Below are 19,415 nucleotides of genomic sequence, written 5' to 3'. Positions count from 1 at the left end.
GTTAAAGTATAAGGGCATACTATTTCAAAGAAATTAAATGCAAGGAGGAATTTATAATGTCGAATAAGTTATTTGTAGGAATTACAATTGGAGCAATTGCAGGAGCAGCAATTAGTATGTTGGATCGTAGTACACGTGAAAGCACATGCAACAAAGCTAAAAGTATTTCAAAGGATGTAAAGTACTATGCAAAAAATCGCGATGAGTTTGTTGAAAAGGTACAAAATAAAGTGGAAAAGTATCAAACGCTATACGATTCATTTTCATCAGAAAAAGATTACTTAATGGAAAAAATCGATGAGATTCGAACTTATACACCACAAGTGAAAAACCTGATAGCAGATACTAAAAATGCATTTGTATCTCCAAAAGAAACAGAAGAAGATCCAAATATAATTCATCTTTGATCTGAACAAAGGGGAGGAGGGACATGAGTAGAAACAATCGTTACGATTCAAGATCTTCAGAGGTATTTGATAAGGTGAAGATGATGGGAATAGAGAAAAAAGGTAAGAATGGGAAGGTTAATGATGTAACGACATCAAAAGGATTTATGATGGAGTTTATACAGCGACTAAAAGATGCGGACATTTCAGGGTTTAGTGCGCAGCTAGCTTATTTCTTCCTGTTATCCTTTTTTCCTTTACTCATATTCTTAATGACACTACTACCGTTCTTAAATATAGATCCAGATCAAGTTTATTTGTTTTTAAATGCGATTTTACCTGATCAAGTATATTCATTAATCAATGGGACAATTAGTGAAGTACTAGAAAATAGAAATAGTGGATTATTGTCCATCGGTTTTATCGCTACGATTTGGTCAGCATCTAAAGGAGTAGATGCACTGATCAAATCCATAAACCGATCCTATGATAAAGACGAAACAAGACCTTTTATCATTGCGAGATTAGTGTCTGTTATTTTCACATTTTTATTAGTAGGATTAATAATTGTTGCATTATTATTATCGGTCTTTGGAAGACAAATAGGTGTTATATTATTTTCTAATTTTGGAATAGCTGTAGATTTTTTGAAGTTGTGGAATAATATTCGTTCGATTATTCCTCCATTGTTAATTTTCACAGTATTAACGGTAATGTATTGGATAGTACCTAACATGAAATTATACTTAAGAAGTGTATTATTGGGTTCTGCTGTTGCAACGATTGCATGGCTTGTTTTATCTTATGGATTTTCATACTATGTTAGTAATTTTGCAAATTACTCTGCTACATATGGTAGTATCGGTGGGATTATCATACTAATGTTATGGCTATATTTCACAGGAATGATTTTAATGGCCAGTGGACAGATTAATGCTATTATGCAGATTAGACTAGAAGCACAAAAAAGAGAGTGACCATTTTTTGAACTGCACCCCAAATTTTAGACATAGTCTAAAATTTGGGGTGCTATTATTTTGGTTAAATTTACAATTGAAGAAAAAATCAATGCAATAACACGCTACTTAAATGGAGCTGACGGTTATTCAACTATTGCAAAAGACATTGGAGTTCATTATAGTAAACTTCAATTTTGGGTGAAAAAATATCAATATCATGGAAAAAAAGCTTTTCTCAAAAACTATTACAAATTATCCGGTCCAATATAAACTAGACGTACTTAACTATATGAACGAAAATGGGACGTCTATCTTCGAAACAGCTGCGATCTTTAATTTGTCTTCTGATTCTATACTTTGGAATTGGCAACGCTTGTTAGAAACAAACAGTATCGTCATGCATTAAAAGAACATGGCATTACACAAAGCATGTCTCGTAAAAGCAACTGTTACGACAACTCCGTCGTGGAAAATTTCTTTGGAATCATTGAAATCTGAATTCCTCTACTTAAAAGAATTTGAGAGTGTAGAACATTTTAAGGTAGAATTAGAAAAATATATCGATTATTATAATCACAAACGAATTAAGGCGAAACTAAAAGGCCTGAGCCCGGTACAATACCGAGTTCAGACCTTGGCTGCCTAATGAAATAACCGTGTCTAACTTTTAGGGGTCACTTCATTTAGAGGTCACTCTTTTTTAGATGTTTTTATTTAAAAGTCTTAAACCGTTTAAAATCACTAAAATTGTACTACCTTCATGCCCGACAACGCCTAAAGGTAAATCTATTGTTTGTAGGAAGTTTGAGATAATAAGCAATGCGATAACTGAAATGGAAAATGCAATATTCTGCTTTACTGTTTTTTGCATTTTACGTGAAAGTTTAACCGCATAAGCAATTTTAGAAAGGTCATTTTTCATTAATACAACATCAGCTGTCTCTAAAGCAACGTCTGTTCCTTCGCCCATTGCAATACCTGTCGTAGCTGTTGCTAGGGCAGGGGCATCGTTAATTCCATCGCCGACCATTCCGACATGTTTGTACTTAGCCATTAAATCCTTCATATGTTGTACTTTTGTTTCAGGTAAGCACTCTGCAATATAAGCATCAACACCTGCTTCGTTTGCTATCACTTTCGCTGTATTTTCATTATCGCCGGTTAACATAACTGTGTGAATACCTAGCTCTTTAAGAAGAGCAATTGCGCGTTTTGCTTCTTCACGAACGGTGTCTTTCATCGCAGCAATGGCAACAATACCTTTTTCATCACGAACGAAAATAACCGTTTTACCTTCATCTGCTAAGGAAGGTGCAATACCCTTTGCAAAACTCATCGCATCTTCATGACCTACGAAATCGGCTTTCCCTACTTTATAAGTAATGTCATCGACGACCGCTTTTAGACCCCAGCCAGGTACGTCTTCAATTTGCGCTTTATGAAAGGTTTTTATTCCCTGTTGTTTCGCAAAAGTGGTAATCGATTGAGCAAGCGGGTGGTTTGATTGTGATTCAATACCAGCGACAATTGAAAGTAATTGTTGTTGATCCAAACCATCACGAACTATAAACTCTGTTACAACTGGTTTCCCTTTTGTTAGTGTTCCTGTTTTATCAAATGCAATTGCGTTTAATACACTTAAATTTTCTAAGTGAATGCCACCTTTAAATAAAATACCGCTTTTTGCACCATTAGAAATGGCTGAGAGTGTTGCTGGCATAATAGATGCAACGAGAGCACAAGGTGATGCAACAACAAGTAATACCATTGCACGATAGAAAGTAGTTGTCCAATCCCAATCAAGTAAAAAGTGGGGGATGAACATCATTAGGACAACGGTAATTAAAACAAATTTTACATAAGTACCTTCAAATCGTTCAATAAATTGCTGAGAAGGTGATTTCTCATCTTGAGCAGATTGTACAAGGTCAATGATTTTCTGGAATAGTGATTCGGAATTTGGTTTCGTCATTTCCATAGTCACTGCACCACTCATATTAACAGTTCCTGCGAATACTTCATCACCTTCAAGTTTAGTTACTGGTAAAGCCTCACCGCTAATAGCGGCCTCGTCGATAGCTGTAGTCCCTTCGATAATTACTCCATCAGCAGGAACACGCTCACCTGGTTTAATAAAAAGATGGTCACCTTTTTGTAAAGCAGGAACAGAGACGCGAGTTAGTTCACCTTGATCATCTACTAACCATGCTTCTTCAGGCTGTAAATTCATAAGTGCTGAAATTTCTTTGTGGCTTTTATTCATTGCATACGTTTCAAGTGCACCGCTTACTGCAAAGATGAAGATTAAAATTGCACCTTCAGTCCAATAACCAATGATTGCAGAGCCGATTGCCGCTAAAATCATAAGGAATTCTACATTTAGTTCCTTGTTAGCAATTGTCTCTTCAACACCTTCTTTAGCTTTTGCAAAGCCTCCGATTACAAAGGCAAGGATGAAAAATGGTATGGATAAAGTGTTCAAATCATTTTTTTCTAGTAGCCAGGCTATTAAAATGATGACACCTGAAGTTAATGCAGCAGTTAGTTCAGCATGTTCTTTTAGTTTCTCAATTAGAGAGTGGTTTTGCTGTTTTACAGTTTCCATTGTCATACCTCCTGATAATGAATATCAATATCAAAATCTTAATTAATGAATAAAACTGGCTATCCACAAGGGTTTACCAGTAGTTTTTAAAATTATTTTTAATTTAGAATTATTATAACATAGGGGCGGGAATTGTGGAAGAGTATTGTTTAATAAATGTTAATTTATGAGAAAAGGTGCATCTAGATAATAAAAAAACTCTCGAAAACTGTAAGTAGTCTTCGAGAGTAACATTTATATTCTATTAAAATACGCGTTCAGCATGTAGAGCTAATTTATCAAGAGATGATTTTTGAACGTCTGCGTGTAAAGAGTTACCGTGAGAGTCCATTGTTACAACAGCTGTGAAGCCTTCAACTGATAAATGCCACATTGCTTCTGGAATACCAAATTCCATTAAGTCAACGCCATCAACTGATTTGATACAGTCAGCATAATATTGTGCAGCGCCACCGATTGCATTTAAGTAAACGCCACCGTGTTCAGCTAAAGCAGCAAGTGTTTTTGGTCCCATACCGCCTTTACCCATAACAGCGCGGATACCGAATTTTTTCATAATATCGCCTTGATATGGTTCTTCACGGATAGAAGTTGTAGGACCAGCAGCTTTTACTGTCCAATTGTCATTTTCATCTTTTGCCATTACTGGACCACAGTGATAAACGATTTGGCCGTTTAAATCAACTGGAGCATCATGACTCATTAAGTGATGGTGGATAGCGTCACGGCCAGTATACATACGACCAGTGATTTTGACTACATCACCAACGTTTAATGAACGAATTTGTTCTTCAGAGATTGGTGCTGTTAGCTCAACAATTTTTTTCTCTGATTTTGGTTCTTCTGTTTGGGGTTCATCTTTGAACGAGATTTTCTCGCCGTCTTGGTAATGCCAGTTTTTGATTTCGCCAGTAGTAGCATCAACATTGATTGCCATACGACGGTAAGCCCAACAGTTATATGCTACAGATACATAGAATGATGCCGGGATACGGTTCATAACGCCAACTTTACAGCCAAGTAAAGTTGCTTCACCACCGAAGCCCATTGTACCGATACCTAATGTATTAGCCTTTTCAAGTATATAATCTTCTAATTTGGCTAAATCAGGATTTGGGTTTGTATCATCAACGTTACGGAATAATTGTTCTTTTGCTAGATCATATCCCGATGAGCGGTCTCCACCAATTCCAACGCCGATGAATCCAGCAGAACAGCCTTGTCCTTGTGCTTGGTAGACAGAGTGAAGAACACATTTGCGGATACCATCTAGGTCACGACCAGCTCGTCCAAGTCCTTCTAATTCAGTTGGTAAGCTGTATTGAATATTTTTGTTTTCACAGCCGCCACCTTTTAAGATTAACTTGATTTCGATGAAGTCATTTTCCCATTGTTCAAATTTCATAACAGGTAGACCTTCACCTAAGTTATCACCACTGTTTGCACCAGTTAATGAGTCTACTGAGTTTGGACGCAACTTCGCATCAGCAGTAGCTCGAGCAATTGCTTTTTTTATAACCTTTTTGATTTCTATTTGGTTTACACCAACTGGAGTTTTTAATTTAAATGTTGGAAGACCAGTGTCTTGACAGATGGGTGAAATGTTATCGTCAGCCATATGAATGTTAGTAGAGATTGTATCTAAACTCATAGCAGCACGAGTACCAGCATTTTCAGCATCTTTTGCTTTTTTTATAGCGCGGCGTACATCTTTTGGTAAGTTTGTCGATGTTTCAGTTACTAAATCATAAATGCTTTGTTCAAGCTTTTCTAAATTCATGTAAATTGCCCCCTCAAATAAGGAAATGTATTAATTCCATACTTATTATACCCTTTTCAAAATATGAAAAAAAGAGCGTGAATTCTCGCTCTTTTAGAAACTGATGAAAATGAAAGAAATCATTCATTTTACTTATTGGTTTTCAGGTCTGTCATTGAATTGATCCATTTTTTCTTCTAAATCGTCCATCATCTGAATAAGGCGATCGATATCTTCTAATTCAGTAGTTTCAGGGTCGATTGCGTCTAGCACTTCTAAAAAGATTTGAAGACGTTCTTTTAGGTAGGTCACTTGTTGATCTTTATCTGTAATTGATTTACCCATTATTACACCCCATTTCTTCTACCCAATAGTAGCTGATTTATATAGTTTTTTCAATTGAAATAAGGAAATACTAGGACTTATTAAATATTTTCATGTTATTTATATTTTGAAAATTTACATTATTTAAACATTGTGATAAGGTATATATAAGAAAAGGGAAGGAGGACAATAAGGAAAGTAACTATGAAAATCTGTAGTAGAGGGAGGGATATAGCAGTCAACGGCGAACTACCGCTAAGGATTTAAAGGCAACTGCAAATTAAAATGAATAATAGTCATTGTTAGAGGGCTCAGTACACATGTTATTAATGTGAACTGGGCCTTCATTTTTTATGGAAAAAATTATATCAGCTTCCAACATAATTATGGTAATATTGTACAAGAATTAAGTAATACTTAAATTGTTTTATAATCATAAGGGGGAAGAAATGGGACATAGTACTAATTTTGAAAAGAGAAGATTTTGGATTTTGGTAATTATGGTCTCCATTTCAGGCTTCTCTCAAGGTATGTTATTGCCGCTTGTGTCGGTAATTTTCGAGCAGGATGGGGTTTCTTCTGCTTTAAATGGTTTGAATGCAACAGGTTTATATATTGGGACATTATTAATATCTCCTTTTATCGAACAACCATTACGTAAGTTTGGGTATAAGCCAATTATTGTGGTTGGCGGAGCGCTTGTTTTTTTATCATTATTAATGTTTCCATTATGGAAAAGTATCACGTTTTGGTTTGTGTTACGCTTACTGATTGGTATAGGAGATCACGCATTGCATTATGCTACTCAAACATGGATTACTAGTACAGCACCAGCACATCGCATGGGTAAAAGCATTGCAATTTATGGTTTATCATTTGGTCTAGGTTTTGCATTGGGACCTTTATTTGTCCCATTGATGAAAATTTTCGAAGCGTTACCATTTATCGTATCGTCTCTTCTTTGTATAGTAGCATGGTCGCTTATCTTCTTATTGAAAAATGAGCGTCCAGAGTCGATTCAAATGTCAAAAGTAGACGAAAAAGCATGGGGACGTTATGTATCGACATTAAAATATGCATGGGTAGCATTTTTACCACCGTTTTGTTATGGCTTTTTAGAGTCTTCATTAAATGCATTGTTCCCGGTTTATGCACTACGACTTTCGTTTGATGTAGCCATGTTATCTATTATTTTGTCAGCTTTCTCGGTAGGTGGGATTATCTCACAAGTGCCATTAGGGATGCTGGGGGATAAGGTTGGACGTCGCAAAGTTCTATTAAGTGCCTTAGCAGGTGGGGGAACGATTTTCGGTATAGGCAGTTTCCTCGAGGGATCTGAAATTTTAGTAGCGATGGTCTTTTTAAGTGCAGGTCTTTTTGCAGGTTCACTATTCTCATTAGGGATTACATATATGACAGATTTAACTCCTAAAGAATTACTGCCAACTGGCAATTTATTATGTGGGATATTTTTTAGCTTAGGTAGCTTGAGCGGTCCATTTTTGGGCGGACTCTATTTACAATTTGTCACTCAGTATAGCTTCCTATTACTTGTATCAATCATGTTACTAATTGTCTTCTTTATCTCTTTAATTGGAGGAAGAACTTTAAAGCGAGTAATATAATGTAGGGTCTTTGTCACTTATAAAAGTGACGAAGGCCTTTTATATTGGAAAATTAAGAAAAAAATCAGATTTCCTTTAAACTTCCTTCATTTCTATTTGGTTTAATAGAATTGAAAGGAGTTGTTTCATGTGAAGGCAAGAAAGTTGAAAAGAAGAGTTAAAATAGTGATAGTACTATTAGTATTAAGCATACTATGGACTGCTAATTTATTTATAAATGATAGGCAACAAATAATTCAAGAAGAACAAAGGTTATTTAGTGAAAATGCCATTCTGGTTGATTTGAAAAGTGGAAAAGTTTTGTTTGATAAACAAAGTAAGGTGGAGATTTATCCTGCATCTCTAACAAAAATGATGACCGCCATTTTAGCAATAGAGAGCTTACCTAATTTAGATCAACGAATCACAATTCCTTATGAAATGTTTGATAAAATCCGCGCTGAAAATGCCTCAGTAGCAGGATTTGTCGCACAGGAACAGGTGAGTGTACGTGATTTATTATACGGCAATATTTTACCATCTGGAGCGGAGGCATCCATTAGCTTGGCTATTGCTGTTTCTGGCTCAGAGAAAGACTTTGTAAAGATAATGAATGATAAGGCTAAAAAGCTTGGTATGAATGATACACATTTCATGAATGCGACAGGTTTACATGATAATAAGCACTTTTCGACTGTTAAGGATTTATCGAAGTTATTACGTTATGCCTTACAGAATGAAAAATTCTATGAAGTGTTTACCGCAAAGCGTTATACAACTTCTGCAACAAATGTACATCCAGATGGCATTACTTTTAACAGCTCAATGTTTGAAAGACTACCATCTACTTCTATTAAAGGCGGTACGATTTTAGGTGGCAAAACAGGCTATACAGATAATGCCGGTCTTTGTTTGGCTAGTTTAGCTGAGAAAGATGGAAAGCAGTATATATTCATTACAACGGGAGCACCTGGAAATCATAATACGAAGCAGTTTCATATGACGGATGCTATTACGGTTTATAATCAAACGTTCTAAAAATAAGGATTGTACTTGTGAGTGCAACCCTTTTATCGTTGCGAGAGTGATATTGTCACTATATGATAAAGATAATAAGGTACTTGAATATAGTGGAAAAGGAAGTGTGCAATGATTATTGAAACGAGAAATAAAGTGGATTTCGAAAAGGTTTGGCAAGAAGGGATGAAAGATTGGTCTGGTAAGATGCCCGAGCGTATGATTAATGATGAGTTAGAAGAGCAGTTTTGGGCACGATATATTGAAAAAAATGCAGGTAAGGAGACAGATCCTTATGCAGACGATATCTTTCAAGAAATTAGTAAGTTTATTGACCAAACTGATACCGTTCTAGAAATCGGACCTGGTTGGGGAAATTATACGTTCCCACTTGCTGAGCATGTAGAGAAGTTAACTTGTGTTGATAGTTCTGCAAGTATGATAAATTATTTACAAAATAAATGTGATACCGATGGTTATAGTAATATTTCCTTCATTCATGAAAAGTGGGAGGATTATCAGAGACCTGAGCAATACGATATTGTTTTTGGGATAAATTGTTTTTATCGTATATATGAAATAAAAAGAGCTCTTCAACAAATACATAATAGTGCCAAGAAGTTAGCCATCATTGGTGTGACTTTTGCACCGATGCGTCCGCATTATATTGATTTACATAATAACTTCGGCTATTCGTTGAAGTATCCTAGAAGAGATTATATAGATTTGATGAATATTCTTTATGAGCTTGATATCCATACTAATTGTCAGATAGTAGACTTGGAGAAAACATATACGTATGAATCTTATGATGAAATGATTGAAGCTAATAGTGTGAAGCTATTGACGCCAAATGTAGAACGGTCGCAAGTTGAGGAGGCCGTGCAGAGATATGTTGAATACAAAGAAGGGCAATATATATATAAACATCAATTTAAAGCTGCCATTTTATATTGGAGACCTAGTTGCTTATAAAATAGAAAGCCGTCCGCATTAAAATAGAGGACGGCGGTATAAAAGAGAATCTACAATAACCAAAGTATATAAAAAAACAAAAGACATTCAGGATGTAAGTATTCTGAATGCCTTTTGTCGCTTATTTTAGTTTGAATTGTGCAATCGACGACTTTAACGTATTAATTTCATCCGATAATTGCGTTGCGGACTTAGCTACAATATCGATGACATCTTGCTGTTCATCAACCGAAGCAAATACTTCTGTGGAAGCTTTAGCGTTTTGGTCACTTACGTTAGCAATACTTTCAATTGCAAAAGTAAACATTTCCGTAGAAGCCATTAGAATATTGACGCTTTCTGATACATCCTCTATGGAGGTAATAATAGTACCTACATTCAACTTAATATCTTCAAAAGACGTTTCTGTATTCCCAACAGCCTCGTTTTGTTCTTTGACAATCGCAGATGTTTTGTCAATTTCTTGATTTGCTAGTAAAGTCTCATGTTCAATACCACGTAGTGTTTGTTGAACGCTTTCTGTTGAAGATGCAGTTTGCTCAGCTAGTATTCTTACTTCGTTCGCAACAACGGCGAACCCTTTACCATGTTCACCAGCTCTAGCGGCCTCAATGCTTGCATTAAGAGCCAGTAAATTTGTTTGAGCTGATATTTGATTAATCGTTTGAATAATATTTTCTATGTCTTTCATTTTTGAAGAAAGGGATTGGAATACTTTCTGAACATGATCTACTAGGTCAGCTGATTTTATCGATTTCTCTTTTAATAATGTTAAATTGCTAAGCCCTTGTTTATTAGAATTTTGCATCTGTTCTGAAGATTGTTGCATATACTCATTTTTTTGATATAGATTTTTTATTTGTTCAGATATTCCTATGATAACTAGTTTAGTTTCCTCGGCATCTTTTGCTTGCTGTAATGAGCCTGCAGAGACATCCGATACAGCACGTGTGATTTCTGTAGTAGAAGCAGTAGCCTCTTCTGATACGGCTGTTAAAGTTGTAGAGGCATCTTGAATATCATTTATTGTCGTATCGACTTCGCTTATTAATGTTTTTAATTGTGTTACCATCACGTCAAAATGACTATTTAATTGACCTATCTCATCTCCGCGATTTAATTCATGTAATTGAACTGTTAAGTCGCCAGTAGAAATTTTCTTTACTTTATTTGTTAGTTTTAAAATTGGATTACCAAAATGTTTTGCTAAGAAGAACATAACAATAGTAGCGATGATAAATGATACAATTAATGCAATACCCATGACGACAAGTAGGTGTTGTGAGGATGAGTTGAAGTCTTTTTTGTAGCTTCCCGCGCTTACTACCCAACCCCAGTGCGGATCAATTTCTGCATATGTAATTTTTTCAGCAAGCTTCTTTTCATTATCAGGTAGGTGGAATGGATATTCGACAAATCCGCCACCGGCTTGAGCGTTTTTTATAATCTTTTGGATAAAATATTGTCCACTACTATCTTTTAACTCCCAAGATTGTTGATCTTCTATATTGGGGTGGGCAAGCATTAAGCCATCTTCTTGCAAAATGAAGATATAACCACTTTTCCCTAAGTCACCAGGGTATGTAATCTCTCGGTGTCCATCCTCTGTCTTTTCACCAATGATTTGAACCTTAACAGCTTCTTGTGCATCTTCTAATGACAAGTTTCCTTTTTGTACTTCAGTATCAAGTGAAGCGATTAGTTGCATTGTCGTCTGTACACTGTTTTTAACAATCGTTTCACCTAATTTATCCATATTAGATTTTGCACTTTGATAACTGAAAAAACCAATAATAATACAAGGTATTGCAACAAGAAGAAACGAACTTAGCATGAGCTTCCATTGAATTGAGTTACGTATCCTTTGCATTGAGACCCCTCCTTCATTGTAAAAAATATGTTAATTCTATTATGAATTCGAGAACTATGATAAGCAATGAGAAAAATCATAGAAAATTGTAATATTTTATCACAATTAAGAGAGAAATGTTTTATTTTAGAAAATCACGTTACGTTATTAGTAGGGATTTGTACTTTATTTGTCATTAGCATTTAGGAATTTAAATCTATAGAAAAGGGCAAAGAAGGACAATAAAAAAGACTGAAGCTCATAAGAACTCCAATCTTTTTATACATTATTTTAACGTTAATAAAGTGACTGACTCAACATGTGCAGTTTGAGGAAACATGTCAATCGGTTGAATATATTGAATGTCATATACTTTTGTAAGCTCCTGTAAGTCCTTAGCTAAAGTTGAAGGGTTACAAGAAGTATAGACAAAGCGCTTTGGTTTAACTTGTACAATTGTATTTAGCAGACTTGGTGCAAGACCTGTTCTAGGAGGATCTACTGTTAGTACGTCAGGTACGAATTTTTCTTTTCGCCATTTTGCTAACCATTCTTCAGCAGAGCCTTTCACGTATTTAACATGCTCAAAGCCATGTTTTTTCGCATTAAGCTTAGCATCTTGAATACTTTCAGGAATAATATCCATTCCACGCACTTCTTTTGCGTCTTTTGCCAACCAAAGACCGATTGTACCAACGCCACAATAAGCATCGACAACAGTCTCTTTCCCTGTAAGTGCAGCTGCTTTTTTAATCTCGTTATAGAGATGGACAGTTTGTGTAGGGTTGAGTTGGAAGAATGCACGCGCTGATAAATCAAAAGCAAGTTCACCAAGTTCTTCGTGAATTGTCTCTTTTCCGGCTAGCGTATATGTCTCGTCACCAAATATTAATGAGGTTTTTTCAGCATTTATATTTTGTACGATGGATACGACAGCTGGATCAATTTGTTTTAGACGTTCAACGAGTACTTCTTTTTTAGGGAAGTTTTTACGTGTCGTAATAAGTACTAGTTGTACTTCACCTGTTTTTATTCCTGTACGAACAACAATTGTACGGACGATTCCTTTTGAGCGATCATCGTAGATTGGAATGTTTAGCTCATCTAAAATATGTTTTGTCGCTGTCGTGATCTTCGTTGTTGCTGGGTGTTGTACGGAGCACTCTTCAATGTTCAACAGCTTGTGGCTATTGGCAGAATACAAGCCAGCAAGTACTTTATTGCCAGGTTTACGTACTTGGAATTGGCTCTTATTTCGATAATGCCAAGGATCTTCCATGCCAATAGTAGGTCGAACATGGATTTTACTTGCTTGTGATTTTACATACTTTGTTAGAGCTTGGACGATGACATCTCGTTTTGCTGCTAATTGTCCTTTGTATGTTATATGTTGTAATTGGCAACCACCACATTCCTCATAAACTGGACATGGTGGTGTTTGGCGTATTGATGATTTTTTGTGAATTTTCACAACCTCAGCTTCTGCAAAGTTGCGATTAACTTTCGTCACTTGTGCAATGACGTCTTCACCAGGAAGCGCGCCTTTGACGAAAACGACATTTCGTTTATAGTAGCCGATTCCTTCACCATTAATACCGAGCCTTTTAATTGTTATATTGAGTTTTTGTCCCATTTCCATGATTGATTGTTGCGTCAAAAATTACACGTCCTTTTTCGCTATGTTCCTTCATTATAACGAACGGTCGTGTGGATTGAAAGAACCAGCTAAGCCAGCTTTTTCGTTTACAAGATTATTGATGGAGTCAAATCGATAACCTTTCTTGCGTGCAGCTTCGATGAATTTTGGTAAAGCTTCTGCATTATCAGGTGACACTGTATGCATGAGGACGATGGCTCCAGGGTGTAGCTGAGACATAAGGTTGTCATATGCATATTGCCAGCCTTGAGGTTTGTCAGCAAGCCAGTCTTTAAAGGCAACTGACCAGAAAATGTGTCTGTAGCCAGCATCGTTACCTACTTGAAGTAATTTTTCGTTAAAAGAACCTTCCGGTGGTCTTGCGAATATAGTTCGTTCAACTTTTGTAATCTCTCTTAGCTTATCGTCGAATTTCTTCCATTCCTTCAATATTTCTTCTTCACTTAATCTTGCCATATTCGGGTGACCATACGAGTGATTTCCAATATCATGGCCTTCTTCAATCATACGTTTAACAAGAGGGGTAGCGCTCGTTAAATAATGACCTGTTAAGAAAAATGTTGCTTGAATTTTTTCCTTTTTTAAAGTATCTAGTATGCTTGCTGTATAGCCATTTTCATAACCATTATCGAAAGTTAGATAAATAACCTTTTCATCTGGACTTCCCTTATAAAGAGCGCCGTACTTTTCTAAGGTTTGATCAAAAGCTGCACCAGCTTCTGCTTGTTGTTCGTTTTGGGCCTTTTTAAAACCCCAATGAAGCTCATCTGCAAAGGCGCTAAACGGATTGACGATGGCACCAACAAAAACGATTGCACTTGCAATGACAATTCCGAGCAAATGGTTTTTCCACATAAAAACGCAACCTTTCTATTTTTAATAGTAGGTTGCGCCAAGGAACGCTCTTTATGCGTACAAATTTTCTAATGCAGCTTTTAAAGTGGGAAATTCAAATTGAAAGTTTTCTGTTAGTAAAACTTTAGGTAAAACATGCTGTCCTTCTAAAACGAGATTGCTTTTTTCACCTAATGCAATTTTTAGTAAAAATGATGGAGTTGGAAACCAATGAGGTCGGTCAAGAACTGCAGCAATTATTTCGCCTATTTGCTTCATCCGAACTGGATTAGGTGATGTTACATTAAATGGTCCAACTATATGATCATTTTCTAATGCGAAACTTAATGCAGATACGACATCTTTGACATGAATCCAAGAAACCCATTGTGAGCCAGAACCAACTGTACCACCTACAAAAAGTTTATATGGTAAAACCATTAGAGGTAGTGCACCAGCATTCTTACCTAAAATAACACCGAAACGAGCCATTGCTACTCGAACCCCAAAGTTTTCTGCCTTTTTCGCTTCTTGCTCCCAGTGTCTGACGGTTTTACCTGAAAAGTCTTTTGCCACTTGTACGGAGCTTTCTGTGTAGGTTGCAGCTTTTGAAGAAGGATAGATGCCAATTGCACTGGCATTTATTAGTACTGTAGGTTTCACATCAAGTGTTTCAATAATACGTAGAACTTCTTTAGTAGCAGAGATACGACTGTCGTAGATGTCCTTTTTTCGCTTATCTGTCCATCGACCTTCATTTAAGGAAGTACCAGCTAGATTAATAAAGGCATCTATATTTTGTAAATGCGCTTCAGGCATCGCATCTTCGGTAAGCCATTGTATAAAGTGAATACCATTAGTTTTATGGCTTTTTTTTCGTGTTAAAATAAAAATTTCATGACCTTGTTGTTGTAAAAGTTTTGTAAGCTCACTTCCTACAAAACCTGTACCACCTGTAATTGCAATTTTCATATTCTCGCCGTCCCTCCATATAAGCTTTGTAAATAACATGAACTACTTCAGTAAGAAAGCTCCAATTAAATAAGTGTAATGGCTTTCTATCTATATGTATGCTTTCATTGTATGTAAGTATAGATGAAATGAAGGTAACAGAGAAAAGTTGTATACTATATTTTAGTGAAGGAGTGTTTCAATGACTCGAGTAATCACAAAAATTACGCGCCAAAAGAAAAATCAAGAGCGCTATAATATTTTTTTAAATGAAGAATATGCTTTTAGTGTCGATGAAACCATTCTAATTCAATTTGGCCTGACAAAGGGCAAAGTGATTCAAGGGCTTGAACTAGATGAGATTGCCTTTGATGATGAAATTCAAAGAGCGTACAATCGTGCACTGAGCTTTCTGAGTTATCAAATGCGTAGTGAATATGAAGTGAGGAAGAAGCTTCTTGACTTAGAATTTGGAGAGGCTGTTATTCAAGAGGCTATTCAAAAACTAAATAAACATGGCTTTTTAAATGATGCCACATATACAAAGGCACTACTTGAAACAAAGAAAAAGACTGCTAAAAAAGGTCCTCGGGCGATTAGACAAGATATGCAAAAAAAGGGCATAGATAAGAAATTACAAGAAGAAGTGCTTGAAACTTTTTCAGAGAAAGAGCAGCTTAGTATTGCTTTAAAGCTAGGCGAAAAAGTAGCTTTTTCTGAACGACGTAAAACGCCAACTCAAGTAAAGCAGAAAATTCAAGATAACTTAATGCGTAAAGGATATTCGTTTGCGATAATAGAGCAAGTACTCGAACAAATAGAATTTTCACGAGAAGTTGATGAATGGCAACAAATGATTCAGGTACAAGGTGATAAAGCGTGGCGTAAATATGTTACAAAATATAGTGGTTATGATCTACATATGCGTGTAAAGCAAACACTATATCAAAAAGGCTTTCCAGCTGATATTATAGAAACTTTCATAGAAGAGAAGGAGCAAGATCATGGATAAAAAATATAGCGATATGACACCATCAGAATTACGTGAAGAAATCGCAACATTAAAAGAAAAAGCGAGAAAAGCAGAGCAACTAGGTATTCTCAATGAATTTGCCGTTTATGAACGTAAAGCATTGATGGCGCAAGCTTTTTTATTGAATCCAGACGATTTTAAACCAGGTGAAATGTATCGTATAGAAGGCGATCCTGGAGTGTTCTTCCAACTGGAATACTTAAAAGGGCGCTTTGGATGGGGATATAGACTTGGCGGCGATCATTATGAAGAAGCTTTACCAATTTCAATGTTAACACCAGTAAAGGGGGGCATGTAATTGGAAGCAATAATAGATCAACTTGTATTAGAGTTAAAAGATAGCAATGAATTAATAACTGAAGAACGCGCTCGCGTGTGGATTGAATTATTGTGGTCTGATTTTGAAGCGACATACGCAAAGGCTGGTTATGATTATCAAGGAGCTGAAATGACTGAGAAGATTATTCGCCAATGGATCCAAGGTTATGGTCATCAGCTACATGAATTTGCAGGACGTAATCCAAAATACGCTCACTTATTAGATGCAACTAACAACTGATAATAATAAACTGACCGCTACGTTCAATATGTAGCGGTCAGTTTGTTGAGGCTGTTTTTTTATTGATAACATTCTTAAAATGAGATAATTCATTATGAATGGAGACTGGTTCATAATCCTTATCGAGCAACTCCACAGAGCAGAAATATAGTGGTCTTAGGACGTGAATATTCTGCTAAATAACAATGAATTGAGTTAGTGCAACAATCAGTCAAGTTAGTGCAACAATCGATCAAGTTAGTGCAACAATCAATCAAGTTAGTGCAACAATCAGGGCTCGGGTCGTTTCAGTCGGGCGCACAAAGTCAAAGAGCGACTTTGGCTTCCGCCTTCCAACGACCTCGCAGCTGGTCGAGCGCCTTCAGCATTAAAGTTATTCCACAATTAGTTTCTTTTGTAGTTTATCTTCACTGAAGATCCAGCCTGTGTAGGATTGGACTACTTCGTGATTGGCGTTTAGTACGGCGACGGCTACGAATGGATAGTGATTTTCGCTTCGATAACGTAGGTCGATTAATCGTACTTCGTGATAATTATTTTCAAGCTCACTTACTTCCCAACGGTAAAGGGGAGAGAATGATACAAATGCAGCTAAATTGGAATCTTCTAATGCTGCGTGGAATAATGGAGTGTCTGGTAGTGGTTCGATTGGGAATTTATCGTATATGGTGATAGAACGCCCATATGCTCGTCCGACGAAGTGAGTAGAGCTTGAGTTGGCTGCAACACGCCATTGGAAAAAGCGCATTGTAGGTGAGAGTATTATTTTTTCGGCATCTGGTATGGTCTTTTTGACAGCATACTTAACGGCTTGCTGTAAGGTAAAGCGAATTAAATAGTAAAGCACAAGGATGCAATATAAACTGGCTATCGTCCAAACGGGATTGAAGCCAAATGCCCATAGCATAAGTGCTATTACATGTAAGCTGAAGATTATAGGATCGAACGTGTTAATAACACCGAGTGCAATCCATTTTTTCGATATTGGCCGTAGTGCCTGTGTTCCATAAGCATTAAAAATATCAACAAAAACGTGAAGAAAAACGGCCAAAAATGTCCAAAGCCATAGATGCAATATATTGGCGCCTTGAAATAACAAAGAAATTACCCCTGTAATCAAAATAGGCCATAATATAATTGCAGGAATAGAATGTGTAATACCACGGTGGTTCCGTATATAAACTGCATTATTGCGCAATTTTAAAACTGTATCAATATCGGGTGCTTGTGATCCAATGATTGTTGCTGTAATAACTGCAGCTGTTGTCATGGAACTACCTGCTACAACTGGGTCAGCTAATGCTAAACCACCTAGTGCAATACCCATTACTAAATGTGTACCTGAATCCAAAAATAATCAGCTCCTTAAATATTGGGAGAGAAATTGTTTTAAATTTATAAGGTGAAATTATCGGTTGGTTTACATTTTATAGCTTTATACATTTTTAAAATAAATCGAAAATACCTAGGAGGAAAAAGTGTACTATCAATATAAACATCAATTTCAACAAGCATTAGTCGAGTGGTTTAAAAAAGAAAAACGAGATTTACCGTGGAGAAGAACAAATGATCCTTACAAAATTTGGGTATCAGAAGTGATGCTGCAACAGACAAGAGTCGACACGGTTATCCCATATTATGAACGATTCCTTAGTGAATTTCCAACAATTCGACATTTGGCGGAAGCCCCAGAGGAAAAATTGTTGAAGCAATGGGAAGGGCTAGGGTACTATTCACGTGCGCGTAATTTACAAGCAGGTGTTCGAGAAGTAGTTGAAAATTACAATAGTAAAGTGCCCGATAATCGCCTAGAAATTTCAAAATTAAAAGGCGTTGGACCATATACTGCAGGAGCGGTTCTTAGTATTGCCTATAATAAAGCAGAGCATGCTGTAGATGGCAATGTTATGCGTGTTCTTAGCCGAGTTTTACTAATAGAGGAAGATATTACACTGCCAAAGACGAAAAAAACGTTTGAAAATGCGGTTATGGAACTCATTGATCCAATTCATCCATCCGAATTTAATCAAGGGTTGATGGAGCTAGGTGCTATGATTTGTACTCCGACTTCTCCTAAGTGCTTATTATGCCCAGTACGTGAATTTTGTACAGCTTTTAATGAGGGGAATACGGAGAAGCTACCTATTAAAATGAAAAAAATAAAGATGAAACATATTCCTTATGATGTGTTTGTTGTGAGAAATACTAAAGGCCAATTTTTAATTGAAAAGCGTCCGGAAAAAGGCCTGCTAGCAAATATGTGGCAATTTCCAATGATTGAGCAAAATGCAGATAACGATACTACAAACGAAACGACATTAGTTGAACAATATAGCTTAAGTTTATTATCACGCGAAAAATTGACTTCATTCAAACATATTTTTTCTCATTTAACTTGGCATATTGAAAGTTACTTTGTTGGTTGTGAAGTGCAACAGGTTATACCTGATAATTGTCGATGGTTCACGGTTGAAGAGATGGCTGTTTTACCAATGCCAGTTCCAATGCAAAAAGTGTGGCAAAGTTATCAAATCGAAACGTCCAATTTATAAAGGAAATATTACCAAGAATAAATTTCTCCAAGCTACGCAAATTAGATAGCACGGAGGTGATTTCCATGAAAAATAATCAAAACGGTGCAAACAAATCACAAAACAATGCGCAAAATAATGCGCAAAATATGTTTGAGGAGTTTGGAGCTGAAACTGATTTCAGCGAAGTAGCGAAGCAAAATAATAAAGCTGAGCAAAATAAGCAAAAAGCTTCGGGTAAATATGCTAAGAATAATCAAAATAACTCGAACTAATCATGGGTTACTCTCTAATGAGCGAAGGCTTTTGGCCTTCGCTTATTTTTTGCTACAAGTTTTTATTCATGATTGTTATAATGTTAAGCAAAGAGCG

Annotated in this window: 19 protein-coding genes and 1 pseudogene; 12 read left to right on the top strand and 8 right to left on the bottom strand. The window is 36.2% G+C overall.

Features of this window, described 5'->3' with window-relative positions; all coding sequences use genetic code 11:
• The first annotated feature begins 56 nt into the window (after window positions 1–56).
• From ACQKMD_RS04750 to ACQKMD_RS04735, 4 genes and pseudogenes are all read left to right on the top strand, one after another.
• Entirely contained in the window at window positions 57–407 is a 351-nt protein-coding gene (locus tag ACQKMD_RS04750; protein WP_427749934.1) for a YtxH domain-containing protein, read from the top strand.
• Between the two features lie 23 nt (window positions 408–430).
• Window positions 431–1,363: a YihY/virulence factor BrkB family protein gene (locus tag ACQKMD_RS04745; protein ID WP_427749932.1), complete on the top strand. Its 933-nt coding sequence runs from the start codon at window positions 431–433 to the stop codon at window positions 1,361–1,363.
• A 60-nt stretch (window positions 1,364–1,423) separates the two neighbouring features.
• Complete coding sequence (locus ACQKMD_RS04740) at window positions 1,424–1,615, top strand: transposase (RefSeq protein ID WP_427749930.1); 192 nt, start codon at window positions 1,424–1,426, stop codon at window positions 1,613–1,615.
• A gap of 120 nt (window positions 1,616–1,735) precedes the next feature.
• Window positions 1,736–1,991, top strand: a pseudogene (locus tag ACQKMD_RS04735) (IS3 family transposase); the annotation flags it as partial.
• 54 nt (window positions 1,992–2,045) lie between these two features.
• Here the strand turns inward: ACQKMD_RS04735 and ACQKMD_RS04730 are convergent.
• From ACQKMD_RS04730 to ACQKMD_RS04720, 3 genes are all read right to left on the bottom strand, one after another.
• Window positions 2,046–3,950 carry a heavy metal translocating P-type ATPase gene (locus ACQKMD_RS04730; protein ID WP_427749929.1) on the bottom strand — a complete coding sequence of 635 codons (1,905 nt, stop codon included), beginning with the start codon at window positions 3,948–3,950 and terminating at the stop codon, window positions 2,046–2,048.
• Between the two features lie 244 nt (window positions 3,951–4,194).
• Window positions 4,195–5,730, bottom strand: a complete 1,536-nt coding sequence (locus tag ACQKMD_RS04725) for a fumarate hydratase (protein WP_427749927.1) — start codon at window positions 5,728–5,730, stop codon at window positions 4,195–4,197.
• Window positions 5,731–5,862: 132 nt separating this feature from the next.
• Window positions 5,863–6,054, bottom strand: a complete 192-nt coding sequence (locus tag ACQKMD_RS04720; protein ID WP_427749925.1) for an SE1561 family protein — start codon at window positions 6,052–6,054, stop codon at window positions 5,863–5,865.
• A gap of 428 nt (window positions 6,055–6,482) precedes the next feature.
• On the opposite strand from ACQKMD_RS04720, the gene ACQKMD_RS04715 reads away from it, so the two are divergent.
• The 3 genes from ACQKMD_RS04715 to ACQKMD_RS04705 all read left to right on the top strand — a co-directional run bounded on the left by ACQKMD_RS04715 (window position 6,483) and on the right by ACQKMD_RS04705 (window position 9,629).
• Window positions 6,483–7,658, top strand: coding sequence for an MFS transporter (locus tag ACQKMD_RS04715; RefSeq protein WP_427749923.1), 1,176 nt, complete (start codon window positions 6,483–6,485; stop codon window positions 7,656–7,658).
• 165 nt (window positions 7,659–7,823) lie between these two features.
• Complete coding sequence (locus ACQKMD_RS04710) at window positions 7,824–8,675, top strand: D-alanyl-D-alanine carboxypeptidase family protein (RefSeq protein ID WP_427749921.1); 852 nt, start codon at window positions 7,824–7,826, stop codon at window positions 8,673–8,675.
• A gap of 111 nt (window positions 8,676–8,786) precedes the next feature.
• Window positions 8,787–9,629, top strand: a complete 843-nt coding sequence (locus tag ACQKMD_RS04705; RefSeq protein ID WP_427749920.1) for a class I SAM-dependent methyltransferase — start codon at window positions 8,787–8,789, stop codon at window positions 9,627–9,629.
• Window positions 9,630–9,750: 121 nt separating this feature from the next.
• On the opposite strand, the gene ACQKMD_RS04700 is transcribed toward ACQKMD_RS04705, so the two are convergent.
• From ACQKMD_RS04700 to ACQKMD_RS04685, 4 genes are all read right to left on the bottom strand, one after another.
• Entirely contained in the window at window positions 9,751–11,499 is a 1,749-nt protein-coding gene (locus tag ACQKMD_RS04700; RefSeq protein WP_427749918.1) for a methyl-accepting chemotaxis protein, read from the bottom strand.
• Between the two features lie 265 nt (window positions 11,500–11,764).
• Window positions 11,765–13,135 (bottom strand): 23S rRNA (uracil(1939)-C(5))-methyltransferase RlmD, encoded by a 1,371-nt coding sequence (gene rlmD, locus ACQKMD_RS04695; RefSeq protein ID WP_427749916.1) that lies wholly within the window; start codon window positions 13,133–13,135, stop codon window positions 11,765–11,767.
• 33 nt (window positions 13,136–13,168) lie between these two features.
• Window positions 13,169–13,990 (bottom strand): polysaccharide deacetylase family protein, encoded by an 822-nt coding sequence (locus ACQKMD_RS04690; RefSeq protein ID WP_427749914.1) that lies wholly within the window; start codon window positions 13,988–13,990, stop codon window positions 13,169–13,171.
• Window positions 13,991–14,041: 51 nt separating this feature from the next.
• Window positions 14,042–14,941, bottom strand: coding sequence for a TIGR01777 family oxidoreductase (locus tag ACQKMD_RS04685; protein WP_427749912.1), 900 nt, complete (start codon window positions 14,939–14,941; stop codon window positions 14,042–14,044).
• Between the two features lie 181 nt (window positions 14,942–15,122).
• On the opposite strand from ACQKMD_RS04685, the gene recX reads away from it, so the two are divergent.
• Genes recX through ACQKMD_RS04670 form a run of 3 tightly spaced genes read left to right on the top strand, consistent with a single transcriptional unit; the run spans window position 15,123 to window position 16,512 of the window.
• Window positions 15,123–15,932: a recombination regulator RecX gene (recX, locus tag ACQKMD_RS04680; RefSeq protein ID WP_427749910.1), complete on the top strand. Its 810-nt coding sequence runs from the start codon at window positions 15,123–15,125 to the stop codon at window positions 15,930–15,932.
• On the top strand, window positions 15,925–16,251 hold the full coding sequence (locus ACQKMD_RS04675; protein WP_427749908.1) for a YfhH family protein: 327 nt from the start codon (window positions 15,925–15,927) through the stop codon (window positions 16,249–16,251). The genes recX and ACQKMD_RS04675 overlap by 8 nt, the downstream gene beginning before the upstream one ends.
• Window positions 16,252–16,512, top strand: coding sequence for a YfhJ family protein (locus ACQKMD_RS04670; RefSeq protein WP_427749907.1), 261 nt, complete (start codon window positions 16,252–16,254; stop codon window positions 16,510–16,512). It abuts the gene before it with no gap.
• A gap of 373 nt (window positions 16,513–16,885) precedes the next feature.
• Here ACQKMD_RS04670 and ACQKMD_RS04665 read toward each other — a convergent pair whose 3' ends face one another.
• Window positions 16,886–17,863: a metal-dependent hydrolase gene (locus ACQKMD_RS04665; protein WP_427749905.1), complete on the bottom strand. Its 978-nt coding sequence runs from the start codon at window positions 17,861–17,863 to the stop codon at window positions 16,886–16,888.
• A 127-nt stretch (window positions 17,864–17,990) separates the two neighbouring features.
• Between ACQKMD_RS04665 and mutY the strand changes: the two genes are divergently transcribed.
• Entirely contained in the window at window positions 17,991–19,064 is a 1,074-nt protein-coding gene (mutY, locus tag ACQKMD_RS04660) for an A/G-specific adenine glycosylase (RefSeq protein ID WP_427749903.1), read from the top strand.
• Window positions 19,065–19,129: 65 nt separating this feature from the next.
• Complete coding sequence (locus ACQKMD_RS04655) at window positions 19,130–19,318, top strand: hypothetical protein (RefSeq protein WP_427749901.1); 189 nt, start codon at window positions 19,130–19,132, stop codon at window positions 19,316–19,318.
• The last annotated feature ends 97 nt before the right edge of the window (window positions 19,319–19,415 follow it).

It is taken from the genome of Viridibacillus sp. NPDC096237 (genome assembly GCF_050278625.1).
GTDB lineage: Bacteria > Bacillota > Bacilli > Bacillales_A > Planococcaceae > Viridibacillus.
This window is presented reverse-complemented; position numbering and strand designations above follow the sequence as displayed.